The following is an 18,213-nucleotide window of genomic DNA, read 5'->3' as shown; positions in this document are numbered from 1 at the left end:
TGTTTAAAAGTTGCACAAAAATAATCAATTTATTTATCTAACGAAATATAAAAACAAAAAGAGATAGACCCAGAGAATATCAATAAAATGCCAGAACGTAGCTGCCAGTTCGAAGCCTAGCATTTTTGTTGGCTGATACTTTTGTTTATAATGATTATAAATTACCACCAATAGACACACCATGCCAGCAATAACGTGCAATATATGCACTACTGCTATCAAATAAATGTAAGACATGGTAACGTTACTGGTTGGGCCCGTAAAATTATAACCCTGATCTATGATTTGCTGAAAACCCGAAAATTGATTAAAAATAAACACAATGCCCAAAACCAAGGTAGCCCACAACCATAGCGTTGTGGCTTTTCGGTTGTTGGTTTTTAAAGCTTTTTTTGCCAAAAGAAAAGTGATACTGCTCAACACAATAACTACTGTACTGATCACAAAAGCATTTGGCAACACAAAATCTTTTAACCAATCGGGACGCGAACTACTTACAATAAAAGCACTGGTCCAGCCCATAAACGACATAATCAACGAAATAATACCAAACCAAAGCATCATTTTTTTGGCTCTGGCGTGTTTTTCTTCTTGAGTGCCTTGTGTTAAATCCATAGTTTATCTAATAAATTTATCTATAACATAAATAATTTGAACCAAAGTAATGTAAGACACACTTACCAGCATCAACTGCTTGGCAGCCTTTTCGGTCATGATTCTGAACAACCTTATGGCGTAATACAGCATCCACAAACCTGCGGCCAACACCAACAGCATCGCTACTACAGACAGCTCCAACCGTCCCGTAAACCCAAATACCGGGATGATGGACACTAAAATAGTCCAGACCGTGTACATAATGGTTTGTACCGCTGTGCCTTTATCCTGCTTTCCCGTGGGCAGCATGTAGAATCCGCCCTTTTTATAATCGTCGTACAAAAACCAACCAATGGCCCAAAAGTGTGGGAATTGCCAAAAGAATTGCAGTGCGAACAATGTGCCCGGTTCGATACCGAAATCGTCGGTTGCGGCCACCCAGCCCAACATGAACGGAATAGCCCCCGGAATGGCCCCAACAAACACCGCCAAAGGCGTTTTAGTTTTTAAAGGCGTATATACACAGGTATATAAAAAAATGGAAATGGCCCCAAACATGGCCGTTTGCTTGTTGATGGTGTATAAAATAACCACACCGGCCACCGTAAAAATACTGGCAATGATAAATGCCGTGGTTACCGACATGCGCCCCGAAGGGATGGGGCGGTTTTTGGTACGGCTCATCAAAGCGTCCAAATCTTTTTCTATAATTTGGTTGAAGGCGTTGGAAGCCCCCACCATAAAATAGCCACCAAAGGCCAATAAAATCAAGGTTTTTAAATCTACGGTTTCTACACCCAACAAATAGCCTGCCAACGACGAAAACACCACACTCAATGCCAAGCGCATTTTCGTGATTTCCTTAAAATCTGAAATTACAGAAGGGTTTGCTAATGAAGATTTTGAGTTACTCAATGGCCTAAATTCTTAACCGCTTTAAATTGCGAGTGCAAAGATACTCTTTAAAAGCGTTTTGGGCAATGGTTTTGGTGGTGAAATTGAAAATGGGCGTAGTTTAAAGAATTTAGGGGTTACCAAAAGGTGAGCTATACAATATATTTTTACAAAGCTTCATTTTAGATACGTTCAGCTAAAATATATTTTGGTTTGATAGTCTCAAAAATATAAAATCAAATGCTCGAATTGCCCCAATTAAAACCACATTTCAGACTTTCACGTATTTCAACCAATTCTATATATCTTTAACTTTTTATAATATTTTTTAGTATTAAGCAAAATCATTGGAACTTTAAGATAGAAATCATTATTGAAGCCAAATTCAAAAAATAGAGCATATTTGTTAAAGGGCGGATTAAACCTTTCCATAGAATCACTATATATCTCAATTTGAAATTTAAAAGCCCTATCTGCTGGCACCTCTAACTCTTCAGTCAAATTTGTCTCAACCACTTTGCCTCCAAAAGGCATTCCTATTTTATACTTGATTACAGGCCTCAAAATAGTTGGCAAAGGAATATGTGGTCCTGCCAAACCTATTGGAAGCTGTTCAGATCTAATTTTAACGCTTGTTAACAAAACTGTTTTATTCGATTGATTTATGAAGGTGAAATTAAAAACTGGAAACAGCGACTTCAACTCAACGGCTTCGAATGCATTTTTATAATCCTTAATAGGGCGCCATCCACATTGATGTTCATCAATCGAAACAGAAACAAACTGAATCTTTGATTTTTTATTCTTTAGATTTAGCTTTATATCAATAACCTCTTGCATAGAAATATCCTCTTTGGTGATTTTTGAATGACAGGTAGGACATAGTAAAATAAGATTTTGCAAATTATGGTTTGATGGATTCTCATCTATATGATGGATTTCAAAATGCCCCACGTCTTCATTATCACAAAAGGGACAAATGGAGTCAATCTCTTTTTGCAACTCAGAACGAACTTTGTTTTTTTGAGGAATATTTGTTTTTGTTTTTTTCATTCAATTCGTGATAAAGTCTCAAAATAATAAAAAAACACTTCGAATTCACTCCTGATAGATAAGGACATGAACTCCAATTTAAAAGATTCCCGCCTGCGCGGGAATGACAAATGATTATTAATGATCGAAATACCAATTAAACAAATCGGTGCGTATTCCAAAATTAAACCACACGGTATTGTTTTCAAACGTGGATGCCGTGGTGGCTTCGGGGTTAAAATTCCGCACGGTGATATCGGTAAAAATCTTAAGGTTCGAGGCGGGGTTTACCAAATACCCAGCTTTCAGATTGGCGTAAAAACTGTTGGTTTTTATGCCTTGCCCTACTTCTACGCCCGTATCGAAAGGGCGGTCGTTATAATCGCGGTAAATATCGCCACCGTAACTAAAATTATCGGTTCCGTTGTTAAAATCGAGTCCGCGCATACCAAAAATAAACTTGGCATTGCCATACCAGCGTTGGTAACGGTAACGGCCAATTAAAATCAGTTCGCTAAAATTGGCGCCCCACAAATGCGCCATACTTTGGTTGTTGTGCCCGTAGTTCAGCACAATAGTGTTATGCGAATAGGTAAACGGCCTAATGCGGTTATACTCCATTTGGAGCAATAAATTATCCACTTTAAAAGCATTGAAATACTTTACCCCAAGTTGGTAGCCGTACTTGTTTTTCCAACTTCTTTCACCGCCTTTTATATCGCCCAATGAAAATTCATCTAAAATGAATTGTCCGTAGGCATTCAGCTCGTCACTGAATTTATATTTTGCCGAAGCCCCTAAAAGCGCATTTCCAGCACCTTGCCCCGTTTCGAACTCAATGGCACGGTAAAACACAATAGGGTTTAAATAATTCACATCGAACCCTCGGTTGTTGGAATTGGTCCACAACACCGATTCAAACAACCCAATATTTAAGCGTTTCGATACATTCCAACTTAAATAATGGTTGGCCATGTATTTGGTTAAAAAAGCTTTGTCGGCCACCGCTTCGTCGCGTACATCTTTTAGCCACATCCAAGTGTTGGTGTATTTTATTTTCCAAAATTTGGTGTTCAGTTTTAAAAAGGGATGCGGGCTCGCCACATCGCTCAATAAGAGCGACCGATAGCCATCACCGATAAAATTTTTACCATGCCCAAACTGCACATTCATAAAATCGGTTGGTGCGTACGACAGGTATGCTTCGGCAACGGGGTAATCGTAACTATCGGTTTTAAATCGCTTGGCAATGCCCCGCCCGGGAATAATCGCCGGATCAGGCCCAAAAGCCTTTAAACTTTCCGCATAGCGGTTCACGTAATCGGCAAATCGTCCTTGGCTTTCAAAAACAGTGGTGTAAAAGTTTAATTTTTTGCCCAGCCCTCCCTGAACTAAAAGTCCGCGGGTGTTGTTATAAGTGGAACCAATTTCAGCATCGCTTCCTAATTGCAAATCGAAAATCGGGTCGATAGTGAACCAATAATCCTTACCCTGTAACTGCACCAAATGTTCATTCCACAGTTTTTTGCCCGCCCAAGTTCCAGCTTCTCTTTTCAACTGCTCCTGTTCGGCCTTAAAATCGTAATATTTTGAAACATCCTCGTAAACAAAGGGTTTTGATGCGGTATGGCTGTTCGTGCCCACTAAATTCATTCCGCGATCAAAACGCGCATAGTCGCTATGCGTAAATGGAATGTTTAATTGACTTTCAAACTTAGGGTTCTCGAAGGTTTTTAAACTGGCATTGACACTATCGAATTCGCGTTTGGCCGCCATTGCTTGTTGATTGATTTCGTTTTCGTTAGACATCGGCTGCCGTTTCACATATTGGTTTTGAAGGGGAATTTTAATCGCCACCGAATATTGGGTAAAAGTCTTTCGGCCGTTGTAAGTTGCTGGGGCAACTTTCGGCATGGCGCCAAAAAGCCGTTTGGCTTCGTCTTTCAACGATTGGTAAACTGCATTGGCATAAACCACTTGAAATTGCCCGAGCGTATCCACTTCAAAAAGCACCGACACTTCGCCTTTATAATTTTTTTGGGCAAGATCTTCTGGCACTTTAAAATGATTGAAAATATGATTGAAAACCTGCTTATCGAAACAATCCTGCAAACTAGCAATAGGTACGCTATCGCACTCTGGAAAAACAGGCGGTTTTTCGTTTACTGATTGGATTTGAGCATTACCGAATTGGAAAACAAAAAGTAGAATGGGAACAATAAATAAGCGCATGCGTGTTGTAAGGCGTTGATTTAGGACTGAAAGATACTATATTTTTTTAGATCGCCGATTGGTGAAACTTATGAAAGAAACTGTATTAAAAGTCGTCATTCCGAACAACGTGAAGGAATCTTTAAAAATCAAGTTATTGATTATGAGATTGCTTCACTTCGACTGCGCTCAGTGCAAGCTATTTTCCCTCAATGACGTTTATTTATCACTTTTTAGACAGTCTCTTGTCATTAGTTTAAACCAAAAAAGAGGTTCAAAAAAAAAAGTATATTTTCTGAACCTCTTTTATAAACTAAAATGGTAATTATTTATTGTGCCTTAAAAATAATTGGCAAATTATAAATCACCCCTACGTTCTTGTCCCTCTGCTTTCCGGGAGTCATTTGTGGAATCATATCTATAACACGCTCAGCTTCCTCATCCAATTTTGGGTGTGGCGACCTAGTTTTAATATCATTAACCTTACCTGTTTTGTCAATTGTAAATTGCACATCTATTCTTTGTACACCCTGCAAACCATAGCTTGTTGCAATATCGTTGCCATCAAACTTCCTTTGGATAAGCTTGGTGATTTTATCGGACATGCACTTTTTTCTACCCTTATTATCCTTAAACTTTTCACACCCCGGATAAATAGGAGCATCTTCAATTAAAATAAAAGAAACATTTTCTGGCTCTCTTGGCTTTTCCTCTAAAATTATATCGCCGGGTGAAGTTATTGGTGCAGACACCTTTTCCTTTTTTGGGGTTTCCTCAATAAAAATATCAGGTGTTTCATCGGGAACCTCTATAAAAGTTTCACTTGGAGCCGTAACAGCTTTCTCAATAGGCTTGCTTTCTTCAATAATTTCGGGAGTGAAATTTGGAGGGTCGGCACTGTAAATGGTGTCTATTGGAGGCAAGGCTGCAATCTCGACATTGGCCGTTTCAAATTTCATTTCAAGCAACCCGTAGGCGGCCAGTAAACAAACAATAAGCCCCACCTGAAAATAAAGGGTGGAGTTTTTTTGTAAATTTGTGTCGTGCTTGTGTGGCTTTTTCTCGACTTCCCCATTTTGCCGAATGGGTTTGTGAGCGATCTTTTGATTTCTCATAATAATTATAGTTTAAAATGTTAATAATATGCTAAAGTCACAATAAGCATACCAAAAACGAAACCCCGTTACAGAATTGTAACGGGGTTTTATGCTTCAGCTACGCTCAAGATAAACTACTAGAAATTCCACAATTATGAGATTCCTCCTCGTACCTCATTCGGAATGACACAATTCGTTAAACAATGCCATTAAAAAGAAGATTACCTATGTTTTTTTTAAATCAAACTCCCTTTCCTGAAAGCGAAACCATAACGCACAAAAAAACCTTGAAGCAAACTTCAAGGTTTTTATATAATTTATTAAGCATGGACTTAGTCTTGAACTTGGAAGATAATCGGTAACGAATATGGTACGTTTACCGGCTTACCTCTTTGTTTTCCGGGCTTCATTTTTGGTAATAAATTGATTACCCTTGCTGCTTCTTTTTCTAAAGCAGGGTGCGGTGCTCTGGAACGGATACCCGTTACGCTACCTGTTTTGTCAATTTTAAAGATTACGTTGATACGCTGTCTTCCCGACAGACCTAAATCACTGGCCAAATCTGTATTAAATTTCTTTTGTACAAACTTTTGGATTTTTTCAGACATACAGTCTCTTTTCTCTTGGTTGGATCCTTTTTCACAACCAGGGAAAACCGGTACATTTTCAATTACTGAAAACGGTACGTCTATATCTTCTTCTACCTCTACCACTTCAACTTCTTCAACTTCAACAATTTCGGTTTCTTGATTTACCTCTGTCGATTCGATTACAGTTTCTTCTACTTCTACCTCATCTTCAACAATCTCGATAACCTCAGGCGCTGCTGGTGGTGGCGGTGGTGGCGGTGGCGTTTGTATTTGTTCTGTTAATGGAATTTCTTCTTCAATTTCCTCTTCCATAGAAACCATACCTATATCTATTTCTTCCTTATCATAGGTTTTATAGTTGATGGCGTAATTGGTAAGGAAAAGCATAAGCGCCAAACCAATGGCGAAGTACAGCGAACTGTTTCGCCCAACATTTGCTTTAGGATTTTTTTTAGGTTCCATAATTTATTCGTTTATCAAGATTGCTAATTTAACTATTTATTTCCCAAAAAAGCAAGGCTTTATTGCTTTTTAACGTGTAAAGTTTTCTTTAGCCACAGAGTGCCAGCGGTTAACAATGCACCGAGACTATTGGCTATCATGTCGTAAATATCCAAACTTCTAAAATCGGTCATGGTATCTTGTAATACTTCAATAATTATACCAAAGATTACCGCAAAAACCGTGGCGCAAAGTATGGCTTTTGAACGCCCTGCACTGGTATAAAACAAAAACGTACCAAACCAAAGTAAAGTTAAAACGCTGTAAGCCAAAAAGTGAAAGATTTTATCGCCAAAAGAAACCCCTACATCTGGTAAATTATTCAACCGAATTAAGCACACCAAGGTTAAGGCCAAAGTATACAAAATGGTTACCAGAAGTATTAGTTTTTTAAGCACCAATTAAGGCTTTATAGTCGTCGGCAGACATGAGTCCGTTGATTTCCTCGGCATCCGAAATTTTCACCTTAATCATCCAGCCATCGCCGTAAGGATCGCTATTTACCTTTTCAGGTTCGTCTTCCAACAATTCGTTGAACTCGATTACTTCGCCAGAAAGCGGTAAAAATAAATCGGAAACTGTTTTTACGGCCTCAACCGTTCCAAAAATGTCTTCGGCATCTAAAGTCTCGTCCAAGGTTTCAACCTCAACATAAACAATATCGCCCAATTCGCTCTGTGCAAAATCGGTAATACCTATAGTAGCAATATCACCTTGAATGGATACCCACTCGTGATCTTTAGTGTACTTTAATTCTGAAGGGATGTTCATTTATATATCTATTAGATTATTTTGGCAAATGTATTTATTCGCTATTAAAATTCAAATATAATGCATGTTAATTAACCTGTGTTCGATATAACTATCTATTTATAAAACATTAATCTCAATAAATTAACATCATCTGTCAAGTTGAGCGGAGTCGAAACCCAATTGAAATTCTAATTTTTCAAAACCTTTCGACTCCGCTCAAGGTGACAACAGTCAATTTTATTGGAAATGCAACCGCAAATACTGAATTATTAATCGAAATTATATTAATTACCAAAATTGTACCTCAACGTAAGCCCCGAACGGATGGTAGTTTGCGGAAATGCGGTTGAAATGGCATATTCTGAAAACGTATAATCGAAATAAAAGATACCCGTTAGGTTTTTACTGAAGGCATAATCGGCCGAATATTTTAAGCCCCAAATGGTTTGTCCCGATGTGATTTGGTTGTTTTCCAAATCGAGGTAACGGATAATGGTTTTGTTATCGCGCACCGAAATATCGGCTTTCATATTCAAATCGCTCACAATACGGCGTTGCGGCCCAGCCAGTTTAGAGCGGATACGCAAGTCTTTAATGCGGTACCCCAAACCTATGACGTATTCATTGCCCTGTACTTCGGTCATTAAATTGTTATCGAAACTTAGAGACAGTAATCTATCCTTTCTAATTTCAGCCAGAATTTTAACCGAATTTTTCATTTCGAAATCCAATCGCATCAACGGACTGAACATTTCAGTAAGGTTGATGTTACTGAACAAGCGGGCATTTTTAAAATTTCCAGATTGGTCTAAAGCTTCCTGTGGTTGGTTTGAATATGGCGTTTCGGCAACGGGTTGTTCGTTATCATCCGGATCTAAATTCAAATTTAGGTTGGTTGTAAACTGATTGATGGTGTAAGTTGAACGGTAACCGTGCGTTAACGAGAAACGTTTAAAGTGCTTTTTAAACCAGTTAAACTTCATGAAACCGGTGTACTTTAAATCCCAGTTTGGGATGGGTACATCCCTAAACGCCGAGGTTTTTACCTTGTTGGCATCTTGCCCCGAATAGGCCGCCAAAAATGCTGGCAATAACACCTTCTGACTGTTTTTTCCGAAACCTAACGGGAAGCCATCCTCAGTATTTCGTTCGTAGTTTGTGGTGCCGTAAAATTCTTCCGCTAAACGCTCGGCCACTTTCAGTCGGTTTGACCTAAATTCATCAAAAGCTTCGCTCACATTTTCATCACTTTTACTGAAAGCCGTTTTTATCAACACCGTCGAAATATTGAAATTACCAAAGGTATTTGGCGTTAACGGATTGTACACCCCATTGACTACATTGTAGTTTTCGGCATAATTTTCATAATAGGCACGGTTTCCAAGTAAATCGATTTTTAAATCGGAAACAGGTTGCAAGCTCGCCGAAAAATCCAATTGTTTGGTATTGGTCGCCGTAAATTGCTGGTTAAATTCTGGGAAAGCAGTTAACCAACCTCGCCTTGCCGCCAAATAACGCACGTCACTTTGGCTACCAAAAGTATAACCAACGGTGGGTTTCAAAGTCCCTACAAAACCAGGTGTTCTGGTATAACCCGGCAAAAAGGTTCCGTTGTTTTCAGAGTAATTAAACTGAATTCGTTTTATACTGGTTAAAATATCAACTCCCGCATTTAATATTTTGGTCATCGATTGGTTTTTAGGCCGCGATGGTTTTGCATTATCCCCATTGGCTCCCGGAGGGCCGCCTGGTGTATTGGTTCTTTGCCTTACCGTTCGCACTGGTTTTTTCACCAAACCAATGTATTTGTAAAAACGGGTCATGTCCAACGACGTGTTCAGGTTATGTACATTGGAGTTTTGTATGGTATTCCCTAAATCGTAAGTCTGTCCGTCCAGCTCTACATTTCCAAATAAATCCGATCCTTTTTGCCATTGGAAACTGCCCGTGTATTGGTAAGTCGCATCAATAAAATTGAACGTTGGGATTTTATTAATCGGTAATTGATAGGTTACCCCCAAATTTTGGTTTTGCCTGTTAGGGTCGCCCACATCCATTAAACCGTCCCAAACATCCAATCGCTCGTCTTGCTCACCACGGATTAAATCGTTATCCACAAAATAATTCCTAACAATGTTATTGTTTGCCGCCGTAAAATTAAACTGAAGCGCATCGGTTAAATTGTAATTGATGGTATATTGAAAATCGAAAGTATAATTTCTTCGGAAGAGTTCCTCAATACCAATATTATCGCCCGTTAAATCAACTTCTCTAAATTTCTGTTTGTTGAATTGCCTGTTGATATCGGTATTCACCGTAAAACTCGATGGCAATAAATTCAAGTTAAAATCTTTAATGATTTTCCAATATTTATTTCTGAAAAGCGAATCGTTGTTTTTAAAAGGCTCCACCTTCACCGGATTGAAGTTGTGGGCATAGTTGGCGCCAACCCTTAAGGTTTTGTTTACCGAATTTTCAATTTCGAAATCGCGGTGCTCCACTTTGTTGTACGAGTAGTTTAGCGTTACGTTTTCCACATCATAAAAGCGTGGTTTTTTATCGGTCGTTCTATTTTTTCTAACCCCAATAAAATTGATGCTTTGGCGTTTGGTATAGTCTTCCGAGATTTTTTTGATGCGTTCGCGCTCTGCATCATCGTTGGCCGCTTCCAATCGCGACTCCAAGGTTAAATCTTTATAAAAGGCATCGTATTTTGGGGTAATCAACTCTTCGCTTTGCCCATAATTAAACGGCACTTGAATGCCCCATTTTTTTGGCAGCAATTGTCCCACATTAATATTGGTAACTACATCGTATTGCTTCACATCCTCCAAACTACGCTGGCTTGGCCCTTGCTCTAAAGCACCAAAACCAGAAGTGCTTTGTCTTGCCGTGGCACTAACGTTGGCAAAATCGGCAATATTACTATCCATGCTTACCACAGCTGCCCAACCACCTTCATTTTCTAAATCTGAAAGACGCAATTCGTTAAACCATACTTCGGCGCAAAGGTTGTTGTCATTCGAAACGTTTTTCACCCCAACCATTAAAGTCCGGATATCTCCAAAACTAGGGTTTCCTTTTATTCCCACACGATGCTGACCAATAACATGACCGCTGTACGGATCGGCAGCCAATACCAGTTCGCCATTCACAATATCATAAAACGTGGGGTCTTCGTTAGCCAAGGTCATGTTTGAAATACCTTCGGCTTTTACTTTTCCTAAAATTTCAATGGGTAGATTGACTTCGTTTTCGGTAGGCCACAGCCCCTCTCGGGAAGTAGATGTTGAAACCATTAACGGAATCTCAATTTGATAGTAGTTTTCGGTTAAATCGTTACCCATTCTAATGAAACCAACTAAATCTCCATCTCCTAAACTGCCTGCTCCAGAATCGTCGCCATCTTCAGCATGCATGAACATCCTGATACGTTTGTATTGACGCATATCCACATTGATGTTTTTAAACACCGCACGGGCATCTTCGGTTTCAAGATTACAAACCTTGGTAACCAACGACTGTTCATTTTGGCGTACCACCGTATTGTTATTAAACAATTCTTCAGGCTCAATTCCTGGTGGTCTATCATAACTACCTTCATTTTCAATAGTACCGATAACACCCACTGAAAAATCGGTTTGTGGGTCGCTTGGCTCAGGATCATCTTTATCCAAAACTTGGGTAAAACGACGCCAATCGCTTCGCACCAAATCTAAAGTACCAAAACGGAACACGGTAGATTGCTGGAACTCCTTTAAATAGATTCTCGCAAAACGTACCGACCTTAAATCATTGATGCCTCCAACGGCTCTAACATGTGCCCCTTGCACCGGAATCCTAAACTGGTACCAGCGTACATTTTCACTTTCTCCGTTAGGAAAATTACGTTGTCTTTCTTTATAATCTCTTAAAAATTGTTTTAACGGATTGGAATCTGGTAAATTCTGAAAATCGGCCAAAGACTCGGGCAGGTTTTGTCTATTTAAATCTAACTCATACTCAAAATAGCTATCAATCGTGTTCATGGTATTGTCACGATTAATATCCTCTACATCGGGTTGGGTATTGGCTCCACGGTTGGTATTCGAAAAGGTATCTGGTGAATTTCCATCTACCCCATTGAATCTTTTATAACGTTCAAAAATACCGCCTTCGGCATTTAAAAAATAGGTATAGTTATCATTTGAAGGATCGTCGCCAAACTGGCTTCCAAATACAGCAGCCTCTTCCTCATCGTCATAACCATCGTACCCCACATCTTGATTAGTTCGCTCTTGCCCCTTAGTATCGAAAGCATAAACCAAACTTTGGTTTTGTGGCGTTACCGTGCCCCAACTGGTAGGTTGTAGTAAACTGACATCGCCATCATCTGGCAAACCATTTTCGTATAATTTTTTACCATCCTTTATAATATCTTCGGAAATATTCCCGAGGTTGAATACCAGTTTTCCTCCCGGATTGTTGGGGTTGCCCTGAAAAGGGTCTTGTAACCAAAAATCGATGTACTCTACGTTTTGTTGTTCGAAATCGGTTGATGTAATCTGTCTGGTAATACCGGCCCACGAATCTTCTGGTTCTGTTAAAATTCCATTTTCAATATCAATATTCGTTGTTTGGAAGTTATAAGGCCCACGTTCTTCGGGATAATACGCTAAATCTAGAGTATAAAGCACCGAGTTTTGCCCCTGAACAATATCCCTGTCGGGGAACAGTTCGTTAATGAACACGCGGCTAGTGTATAAATCGGAAAGATCGTCGTCGGTAACGCCATTGGGGCGCTGACTCGTGTAAAAAATAGGATCAATCACATACCAGTTTAACATGGCACGGTTGAATCCGTTTTCAATTATGGGATTGTCCTCTGCATCGGGTTGCCCATCGCCATTTAAATCAATTGGCCTACTCGACAAAAACCACGATTGTTGCGAGGTTAAATCGATACCATTTTGCGAGCCTTCAAAATCGTCAATGTAAGAGGTCGCTTCACCGTTTAAATCGGTGCCTTTGGGCGCGCCCGGTGCCAAATAAGCAAACTCACCTCGTAGCGACAAATTCGATTCCACATCGGTATCAATATTCGGGAGCTTATTGGCTAATCGGGTTAAAAACGGCACTTTGGTGGCGTAGTTTCCATTCAATCCGAAAATGGTATTGTTTATGGACTCCGATCCGTAGTTTGCCTTTTGAGTAATGGGGCGTTCGTTAAGATTTAACAAGGTACCGCCCAAAACAAAGTTTTCGTTGAATTTATGTTCCACATTGAACCCCGTAAAACGACGCGTTTGCTGACCGAAAACCGCATTATTTTCAGTGGACACTTCAATAGGTGTGTTTGAAGCTTTTAAAGCTTCATCTAAAATTTGAACGCGGCCCAATTGATAATTTACTGTATAATCGATCCCCTCAACCAACACACGTCCGCCAGCAGTAACCCGCACCGAACCTCGTGGCACATTGAACGAACCGATTGGAATACCATCGCCACCACTGGATTTGTAACGGCCTTTTAATTTAAATTTGTTCTTTTCGGCGTCCTCTAAAGCGGCGGTTTTTGTACTGTTGTACAACGTATTGAAAACGTATTTTTGTTGATTATCGTCGTAAGTCGATTCATCCTCATAATTACCCGTTCCCAGTTTATTGAACAGATATTCACCAAACGGCTCGGCACTGGTAAACACAATTTTTCCGTTTTGCGGAATCACGGTAATGCCAGGCACAAAATCGAAAAAGCCATCACCTCGGGTTTGCGGATCGTTGTTGAAATTCAATTTATCAAGATTGAACACTCGCAACAATGGCGAATTTTCAATTAAATCGTCTTCGGGAGTTGACCCATCTACTGGGTTTCCGTTGATATCCAAAGCAAAACTACCGCCAACGGGAGCAATAAAATTCAGCGGTGAGGCTTCGTTGTAAAAAATATTCAGTTTAAAATCATCCTGACTCAAGTTGTAAGCTCCCGTATCGTAGATGTTTTTCATCATCAAATCCCAAATAGGCAAATCGACATTGGTCACACTACTTTTTAGCATTTTCAGTACCAAACTGGAATTGACCACCGAAGTGACCTGACCTTGGTCGTTCGTTTCTACATCTGTAGCGTCCACACCATCGTTGGCAAATTCCCCCACTTGATATACATTTCCGGACACGGTATATTGAAAAGCTACTGCCAAAACCTCATCGTTATTCAAGCGTTGGTTTAAGGAAACGTATCCCAATTCGCGGTTTACGGTATATTCCTGACCTTGGGTTAGTTTTCTGGCATTTTCTAATTTGGCATAATCGAAACCTTCACGAGCGTTGGCCACCTCGATACCTGCTTGAGCTGTTGAGATATCGCGGATATTCTGGTTTAATTGTGAGTTTGGCGCAGAACCAGCTATATTGGTAGGATCGAAAGCATTATTTCCGTTATCAGGAAAAGCGCCTGGCCCCGCCAAAACATTCACATCTGAATAGGTTTTATCGGTTTCACCCAAATCCTGTAAGGCTACAATATTCCTTACGTTTTCGGTACGGTTGCTTCGGTTGGTTACCCAAACTTCAATACGTGTAATTTGTAAACCTCGGTTATTTATAAACGGATAATTCGCCAATGAAGCATCGTAAGTATCCCTAAAATATTGAGACAGGAAGAAGTGACGGTTTTCATCGTAATCCCTAACAAAAAGTTCGAATTCCTCCAGTGTTCCACCGCCTTGTGCTACTACGGTATTGCCTTGCGATTTTTGTTCGGAAAACACACCGGTTACAGTCGTTTTACCGAATTGGAGCTGCGCTTTTACACCAAACAAACTTTGTGCCCCCGTGATGAGCGAACTATTGAGCGGCATACTCACGTTACCGACTTCAATTTTTTGGATGATATCGTCTTCCGTTGGGGTGTATTCCAACTTGATTAAATTCTGAAAATCGAAGGTAGATTGGGTATCGTAATTAGCCGTTACCTGCAATCGCGTCCCCACTTTACCCAACAAACTTAAACTGATACGCTGATCAAAATCAAAAGTAAAATTGCTTCGGTTACGTGGTGAAAACGACGGGTTATCCTGTTTTGAAAACAGAATACCCAAATCCATTTCTACCGAACCTTGCGGCACCACTTCAATGACATTGCTACCGAAAATGGTTTCAAAAAAATCGGACTGCACATAAAATTCGGGCAACAGGTTTTTCTGTCCGTCTTCGGCGCCTTCCTTTTTGCCATCAAAGGCATCTATCTTTTCTTTGTAATACCCCTTTAAATTTTCTCTTGCTACTAAAGCGTAGTATTCATCGGGCGTTAAAATTATAGGGTAATTAATATTGAATTCACCTATTTTTTCGGTGTAAATGTAGCGATCGGTTACGGGGTCATAAGTGTATTTAGACTCAACACTATTGGGGTTGGGCATTTTTATTTGGCCTACATTATACCCCGTTTGAACAGAATCTTGAACCGGCTCCTGACCCCAAGACCAAAAGGAAACACATAAAACACAAACCAGTAAAGTATATAGTTTATAAGAGTTTTGGTTAGTTCTGTTCAAAATAGTTATAAATTTTTTAGAGCTTGTTTTATAATGGTTTCAACATCGGCATCGGGCTGGGACTTCACAATCTTATCGACCACTCGCTCTGCTTGTTTTTTGGCAAAACCGAGCACTTCTAAAGCAGATAACGCTTCATCTTTATTGGTATTGTCTTTTGCAACCGAAACTTCATCAATATCATAAATCTTTAAAACCTTGTCCTTAAGATCAATAATAACACGCTGTGCCGTTTTTGCCCCAATCCCTTTTATGGATTGGATTAATGCGACGTCTTCACCAGCTATACCCTCGCGCACCTGTTTGGGTGTTAAGGACGATAACATGGTTCGTGCCGTACTGGCACCAATGCCGCTAACGGAAATCAGCAACCTGAAAATTTCGCGTTCGGCAAGCGATGAAAAACCATAAAGTGTATGGGAATCTTCTTTAACTTGAAGGTGGGTAAATAGTTTTAAATTCTCGACATCAGGTATTTGCGAAAAAGTATGCAGCGAAATATGGAGCATATACCCCACTCCATTACAATCAATAACCACATGCGTTGGATTTTTCTCAGTAAGTTTTCCTTGAATATGTGTTATCATCTACAGCACTTCATTAACCGACCAAATGTAATAAATTTATTTTCAATAGGATTACTTGGCACTGGCCTTTTCCTTTTCCAACTGCTCCTTGTGTTGTGCATCTACAACGGCAATGGCGGTCATGTTTACAATTTCATCAACACTGGCTCCCAATTGCAAAATATGCACCGGTTTTCGCATACCCATCATGATGGGACCGATGGATTCTGCCTCGTTGAGGGTTTTTAGTAATTTATAGGTAATGTTTGCCGAATCTAAATTTGGAAAAATAAGCGTGTTCACTTTTTTGCCTACCAATTTTGAAAACGGAAAACGCTCTTTAAGCATCTCGTCGTTTAGGGCGAAATCGGTTTGCAATTCACCATCTACAATCATTTCTGGGTGATAACGATGCAGGTTGGCCACGGCATCACGCACTTTTGAAGCCTTTTCGCTGGTTGACGACCCAAAGTTTGAATATGAAATCATGGCCATAACCGGAGTAAGTCCGAACATTTTTACCACATGCGAAGTCATTTGAGCAATTTTGGTCAGTACTTTTGCATCGGGGTCGATGTTGATGGACGTATCACTTAAAAACAACGGACCACGCTTGGTCATCATCATATTTGTGGTGGCCACACGGTTTACACCATCAGCCATTCCAATCAGCTCCAGCATCGGCTTAACCACACTCGGGTAGTTTCTGGAATAGCCCGAAACCAAAGCATCGGCATCGCCTTCGTTCACCATCATCGCGGCAAAATAGTTTCGCTCGCGCATTAATCGCTGTGCCGCGTAATAGGTTACACCACGACGTTTGCGTTGTTCCCAATACACTTTGGCGTATTTATTTTTTCGGTCGTTTTCTTCTTCCGTTTTAGGATCGATAATCAAGACATCGTCGGCCTCAAACTCGATTTCGGCCATCAATTCTTTAATGGTTTCAGTTCGTCCCAATAAAATAGGAATGGCTACGCCTTCCTCATAAACTATCTGTGCTGCTTTGATTACAGCCAATTGGTCGGCTTCAGCATAAACTACACGCTTCGGATTCAATTTGGCACGGTTCAAAAGTAACCTCACCAATTTATTATCAGAGCCCAAACGCTCGCGAAGGGTGTCTTTATAATCTTCCCAATCGGTAATGGGAGATTTGGCAACACCACTTTCCATGGCCGCTTTTGCCACGGCTGGCGGCACTTCGGCAATTAATCGGGGATCGAATGGCTTCGGAATAATATAATCTTTTCCGAATGCCAAACGGGTTTCGCCATAAGCGATATTTACTTGCTCTGGCACGGGTTCTTTAGCCAATCTGGCCAAAGCCTCGACCGCTGCCATTTTCATTTCTTCGTTGATTTTAGTCGCACGAACGTCTAAAGCGCCACGGAAAATAAACGGAAAACCAAGCACGTTGTTCACTTGGTTAGGATGATCGCTTCTACCCGTGGCCATAATTACGTCTTTTCGGGTGGCAATAGCCAAATCGTACTTTATCTCGGGATGCGGATTGGCCATGGCAAAAACGATAGGGTCTTTCGCCATAGATTTCAGCATTTCGGGCGATAGCACGTTGGCCATCGACAGACCAATAAACACATCGGAATCAATCATCGCTTCTTCCAAAGTATCGATTTTACGGTGTGTGGCGAATTCGGCTTTTTCAGAAGACAGATTTTCACGGTCGTCTCGAATAACGCCTTTACTATCCAACATCACCATATTTTCGCGCTTGGCACCAAAGGCTTGGTACAATCGCGAACAAGAAATAGCTGCCGCTCCGGCGCCACTGATTACGATTTTAACTTCGTCAATTTTTTTCTTCGTTAACTCTAAAGCATTGATTAAGGCCGCAGCGGAAATAATGGCTGTACCGTGCTGATCGTCGTGCATGACCGGAATATCGAGTTCTTCCTTCAATCGGCGTTCAATTTCAAAAGCGCCGGGTGCTTTGATGTCTTCAAGGTTTATTCCACCGAAAGTCGGCGCAATATTTTTAACCGTTTCAATGAACTCATCTACATTTTCGGTATCTACTTCAATATCAAAAACATCGATATCGGCAAAGATTTTGAACAACAGACCTTTTCCTTCCATTACGGGTTTTGAGGCTTCAGGACCGATATTTCCTAAGCCTAAAACAGCGGTTCCGTTGGAAATTACGGCCACCAAATTACCTTTGGCCGTGTATTTGTAAGCGTTGTTTTTATCCTTTTCAATTTCCAAACATGGCTCTGCCACCCCTGGCGAATAGGCCAAAGACAAATCTCTTTGTGTAGCGTATTTTTTTGTGGGGACTACTTTTATTTTCCCAGGAACGGGCTTGGCATGATATATTAAAGCCTCCCTGCGTTTGCTTTCTTCACTCATAGTTTTCGGTTAATTAACTAAACGAACAAAGATAAGAAACCTGATGAATGGAGGGCTTAAA

11 protein-coding genes are annotated in these 18,213 nt (G+C 40.3%); all 11 read right to left on the bottom strand.

The genetic code is table 11. The features are described 5' to 3' along the window. Positions 1–33 precede the first annotated feature (33 nt). The 11 genes from ABI125_02315 to ABI125_02265 all read right to left on the bottom strand — a co-directional run bounded on the left by ABI125_02315 (position 34) and on the right by ABI125_02265 (position 18,152). Positions 34–615, bottom strand: a complete 582-nt coding sequence (locus ABI125_02315) for a cytochrome c oxidase subunit 3 (protein ID XCF06703.1) — start codon at positions 613–615, stop codon at positions 34–36. Between the two features lie 3 nt (positions 616–618). Then, entirely contained in the window at positions 619–1,512 is an 894-nt protein-coding gene (cyoE, locus tag ABI125_02310; protein XCF06702.1) for a heme o synthase, read from the bottom strand. Positions 1,513–1,779: 267 nt separating this feature from the next. Then, the gene (locus tag ABI125_02305) at positions 1,780–2,544 is read right to left on the bottom strand and encodes an HNH endonuclease (GenBank protein XCF06701.1); all 765 of its coding nucleotides are present in this window, start codon (positions 2,542–2,544) and stop codon (positions 1,780–1,782) included. 117 nt (positions 2,545–2,661) lie between these two features. Beyond that, positions 2,662–4,755: a gliding motility protein RemB gene (locus tag ABI125_02300; protein ID XCF06700.1), complete on the bottom strand. Its 2,094-nt coding sequence runs from the start codon at positions 4,753–4,755 to the stop codon at positions 2,662–2,664. A gap of 308 nt (positions 4,756–5,063) precedes the next feature. Next, on the bottom strand, positions 5,064–5,849 hold the full coding sequence (locus ABI125_02295; GenBank protein ID XCF06699.1) for an energy transducer TonB: 786 nt from the start codon (positions 5,847–5,849) through the stop codon (positions 5,064–5,066). A gap of 314 nt (positions 5,850–6,163) precedes the next feature. After that, positions 6,164–6,883 (bottom strand): energy transducer TonB, encoded by a 720-nt coding sequence (locus ABI125_02290; protein ID XCF06698.1) that lies wholly within the window; start codon positions 6,881–6,883, stop codon positions 6,164–6,166. Between the two features lie 59 nt (positions 6,884–6,942). After that, entirely contained in the window at positions 6,943–7,320 is a 378-nt protein-coding gene (locus ABI125_02285) for a VanZ family protein (protein ID XCF06697.1), read from the bottom strand. Further along, positions 7,313–7,693 (bottom strand): glycine cleavage system protein GcvH, encoded by a 381-nt coding sequence (gcvH, locus tag ABI125_02280; protein ID XCF06696.1) that lies wholly within the window; start codon positions 7,691–7,693, stop codon positions 7,313–7,315. The genes ABI125_02285 and gcvH overlap by 8 nt, the downstream gene beginning before the upstream one ends. 266 nt (positions 7,694–7,959) lie before the next feature. Then, positions 7,960–15,213: a cell surface protein SprA gene (gene sprA / locus ABI125_02275; protein XCF06695.1), complete on the bottom strand. Its 7,254-nt coding sequence runs from the start codon at positions 15,211–15,213 to the stop codon at positions 7,960–7,962. 5 nt (positions 15,214–15,218) lie between these two features. After that, positions 15,219–15,800, bottom strand: a complete 582-nt coding sequence (gene ruvA, locus ABI125_02270; protein ID XCF06694.1) for a Holliday junction branch migration protein RuvA — start codon at positions 15,798–15,800, stop codon at positions 15,219–15,221. 51 nt (positions 15,801–15,851) lie between these two features. Then, positions 15,852–18,152, bottom strand: a complete 2,301-nt coding sequence (locus ABI125_02265) for an NADP-dependent malic enzyme (GenBank protein XCF06693.1) — start codon at positions 18,150–18,152, stop codon at positions 15,852–15,854. Positions 18,153–18,213: the final 61 nt, after the last annotated feature.

Source organism: Tamlana crocina (genome assembly GCA_040429635.1).
Classification (GTDB): domain Bacteria; phylum Bacteroidota; class Bacteroidia; order Flavobacteriales; family Flavobacteriaceae; genus Flavisericum; species Flavisericum crocinum.
This window is presented reverse-complemented; position numbering and strand designations above follow the sequence as displayed.

Bases quoted from the DNA above. Each gene is read 5' to 3' on its own strand.
- ABI125_02315 (XCF06703.1), bottom strand. From the start codon at position 615: ATGGATTTAACACAAGGCACTCAAGAAGAAAAACACGCCAGAGCCAAA.
- ABI125_02305 (XCF06701.1), bottom strand. From the start codon at position 2,544: ATGAAAAAAACAAAAACAAATATTCCTCAAAAAAACAAAGTTCGTTCT.
- ABI125_02300 (XCF06700.1), bottom strand. From the start codon at position 4,755: ATGCGCTTATTTATTGTTCCCATTCTACTTTTTGTTTTCCAATTCGGT.
- ABI125_02295 (XCF06699.1), bottom strand. From the start codon at position 5,849: ATGAGAAATCAAAAGATCGCTCACAAACCCATTCGGCAAAATGGGGAA.
- ABI125_02290 (XCF06698.1), bottom strand. From the start codon at position 6,883: ATGGAACCTAAAAAAAATCCTAAAGCAAATGTTGGGCGAAACAGTTCG.
- gcvH (XCF06696.1), bottom strand. From the start codon at position 7,693: ATGAACATCCCTTCAGAATTAAAGTACACTAAAGATCACGAGTGGGTA.
- ruvA (XCF06694.1), bottom strand. From the start codon at position 15,800: ATGATAACACATATTCAAGGAAAACTTACTGAGAAAAATCCAACGCAT.
- ABI125_02265 (XCF06693.1), bottom strand. From the start codon at position 18,152: ATGAGTGAAGAAAGCAAACGCAGGGAGGCTTTAATATATCATGCCAAG.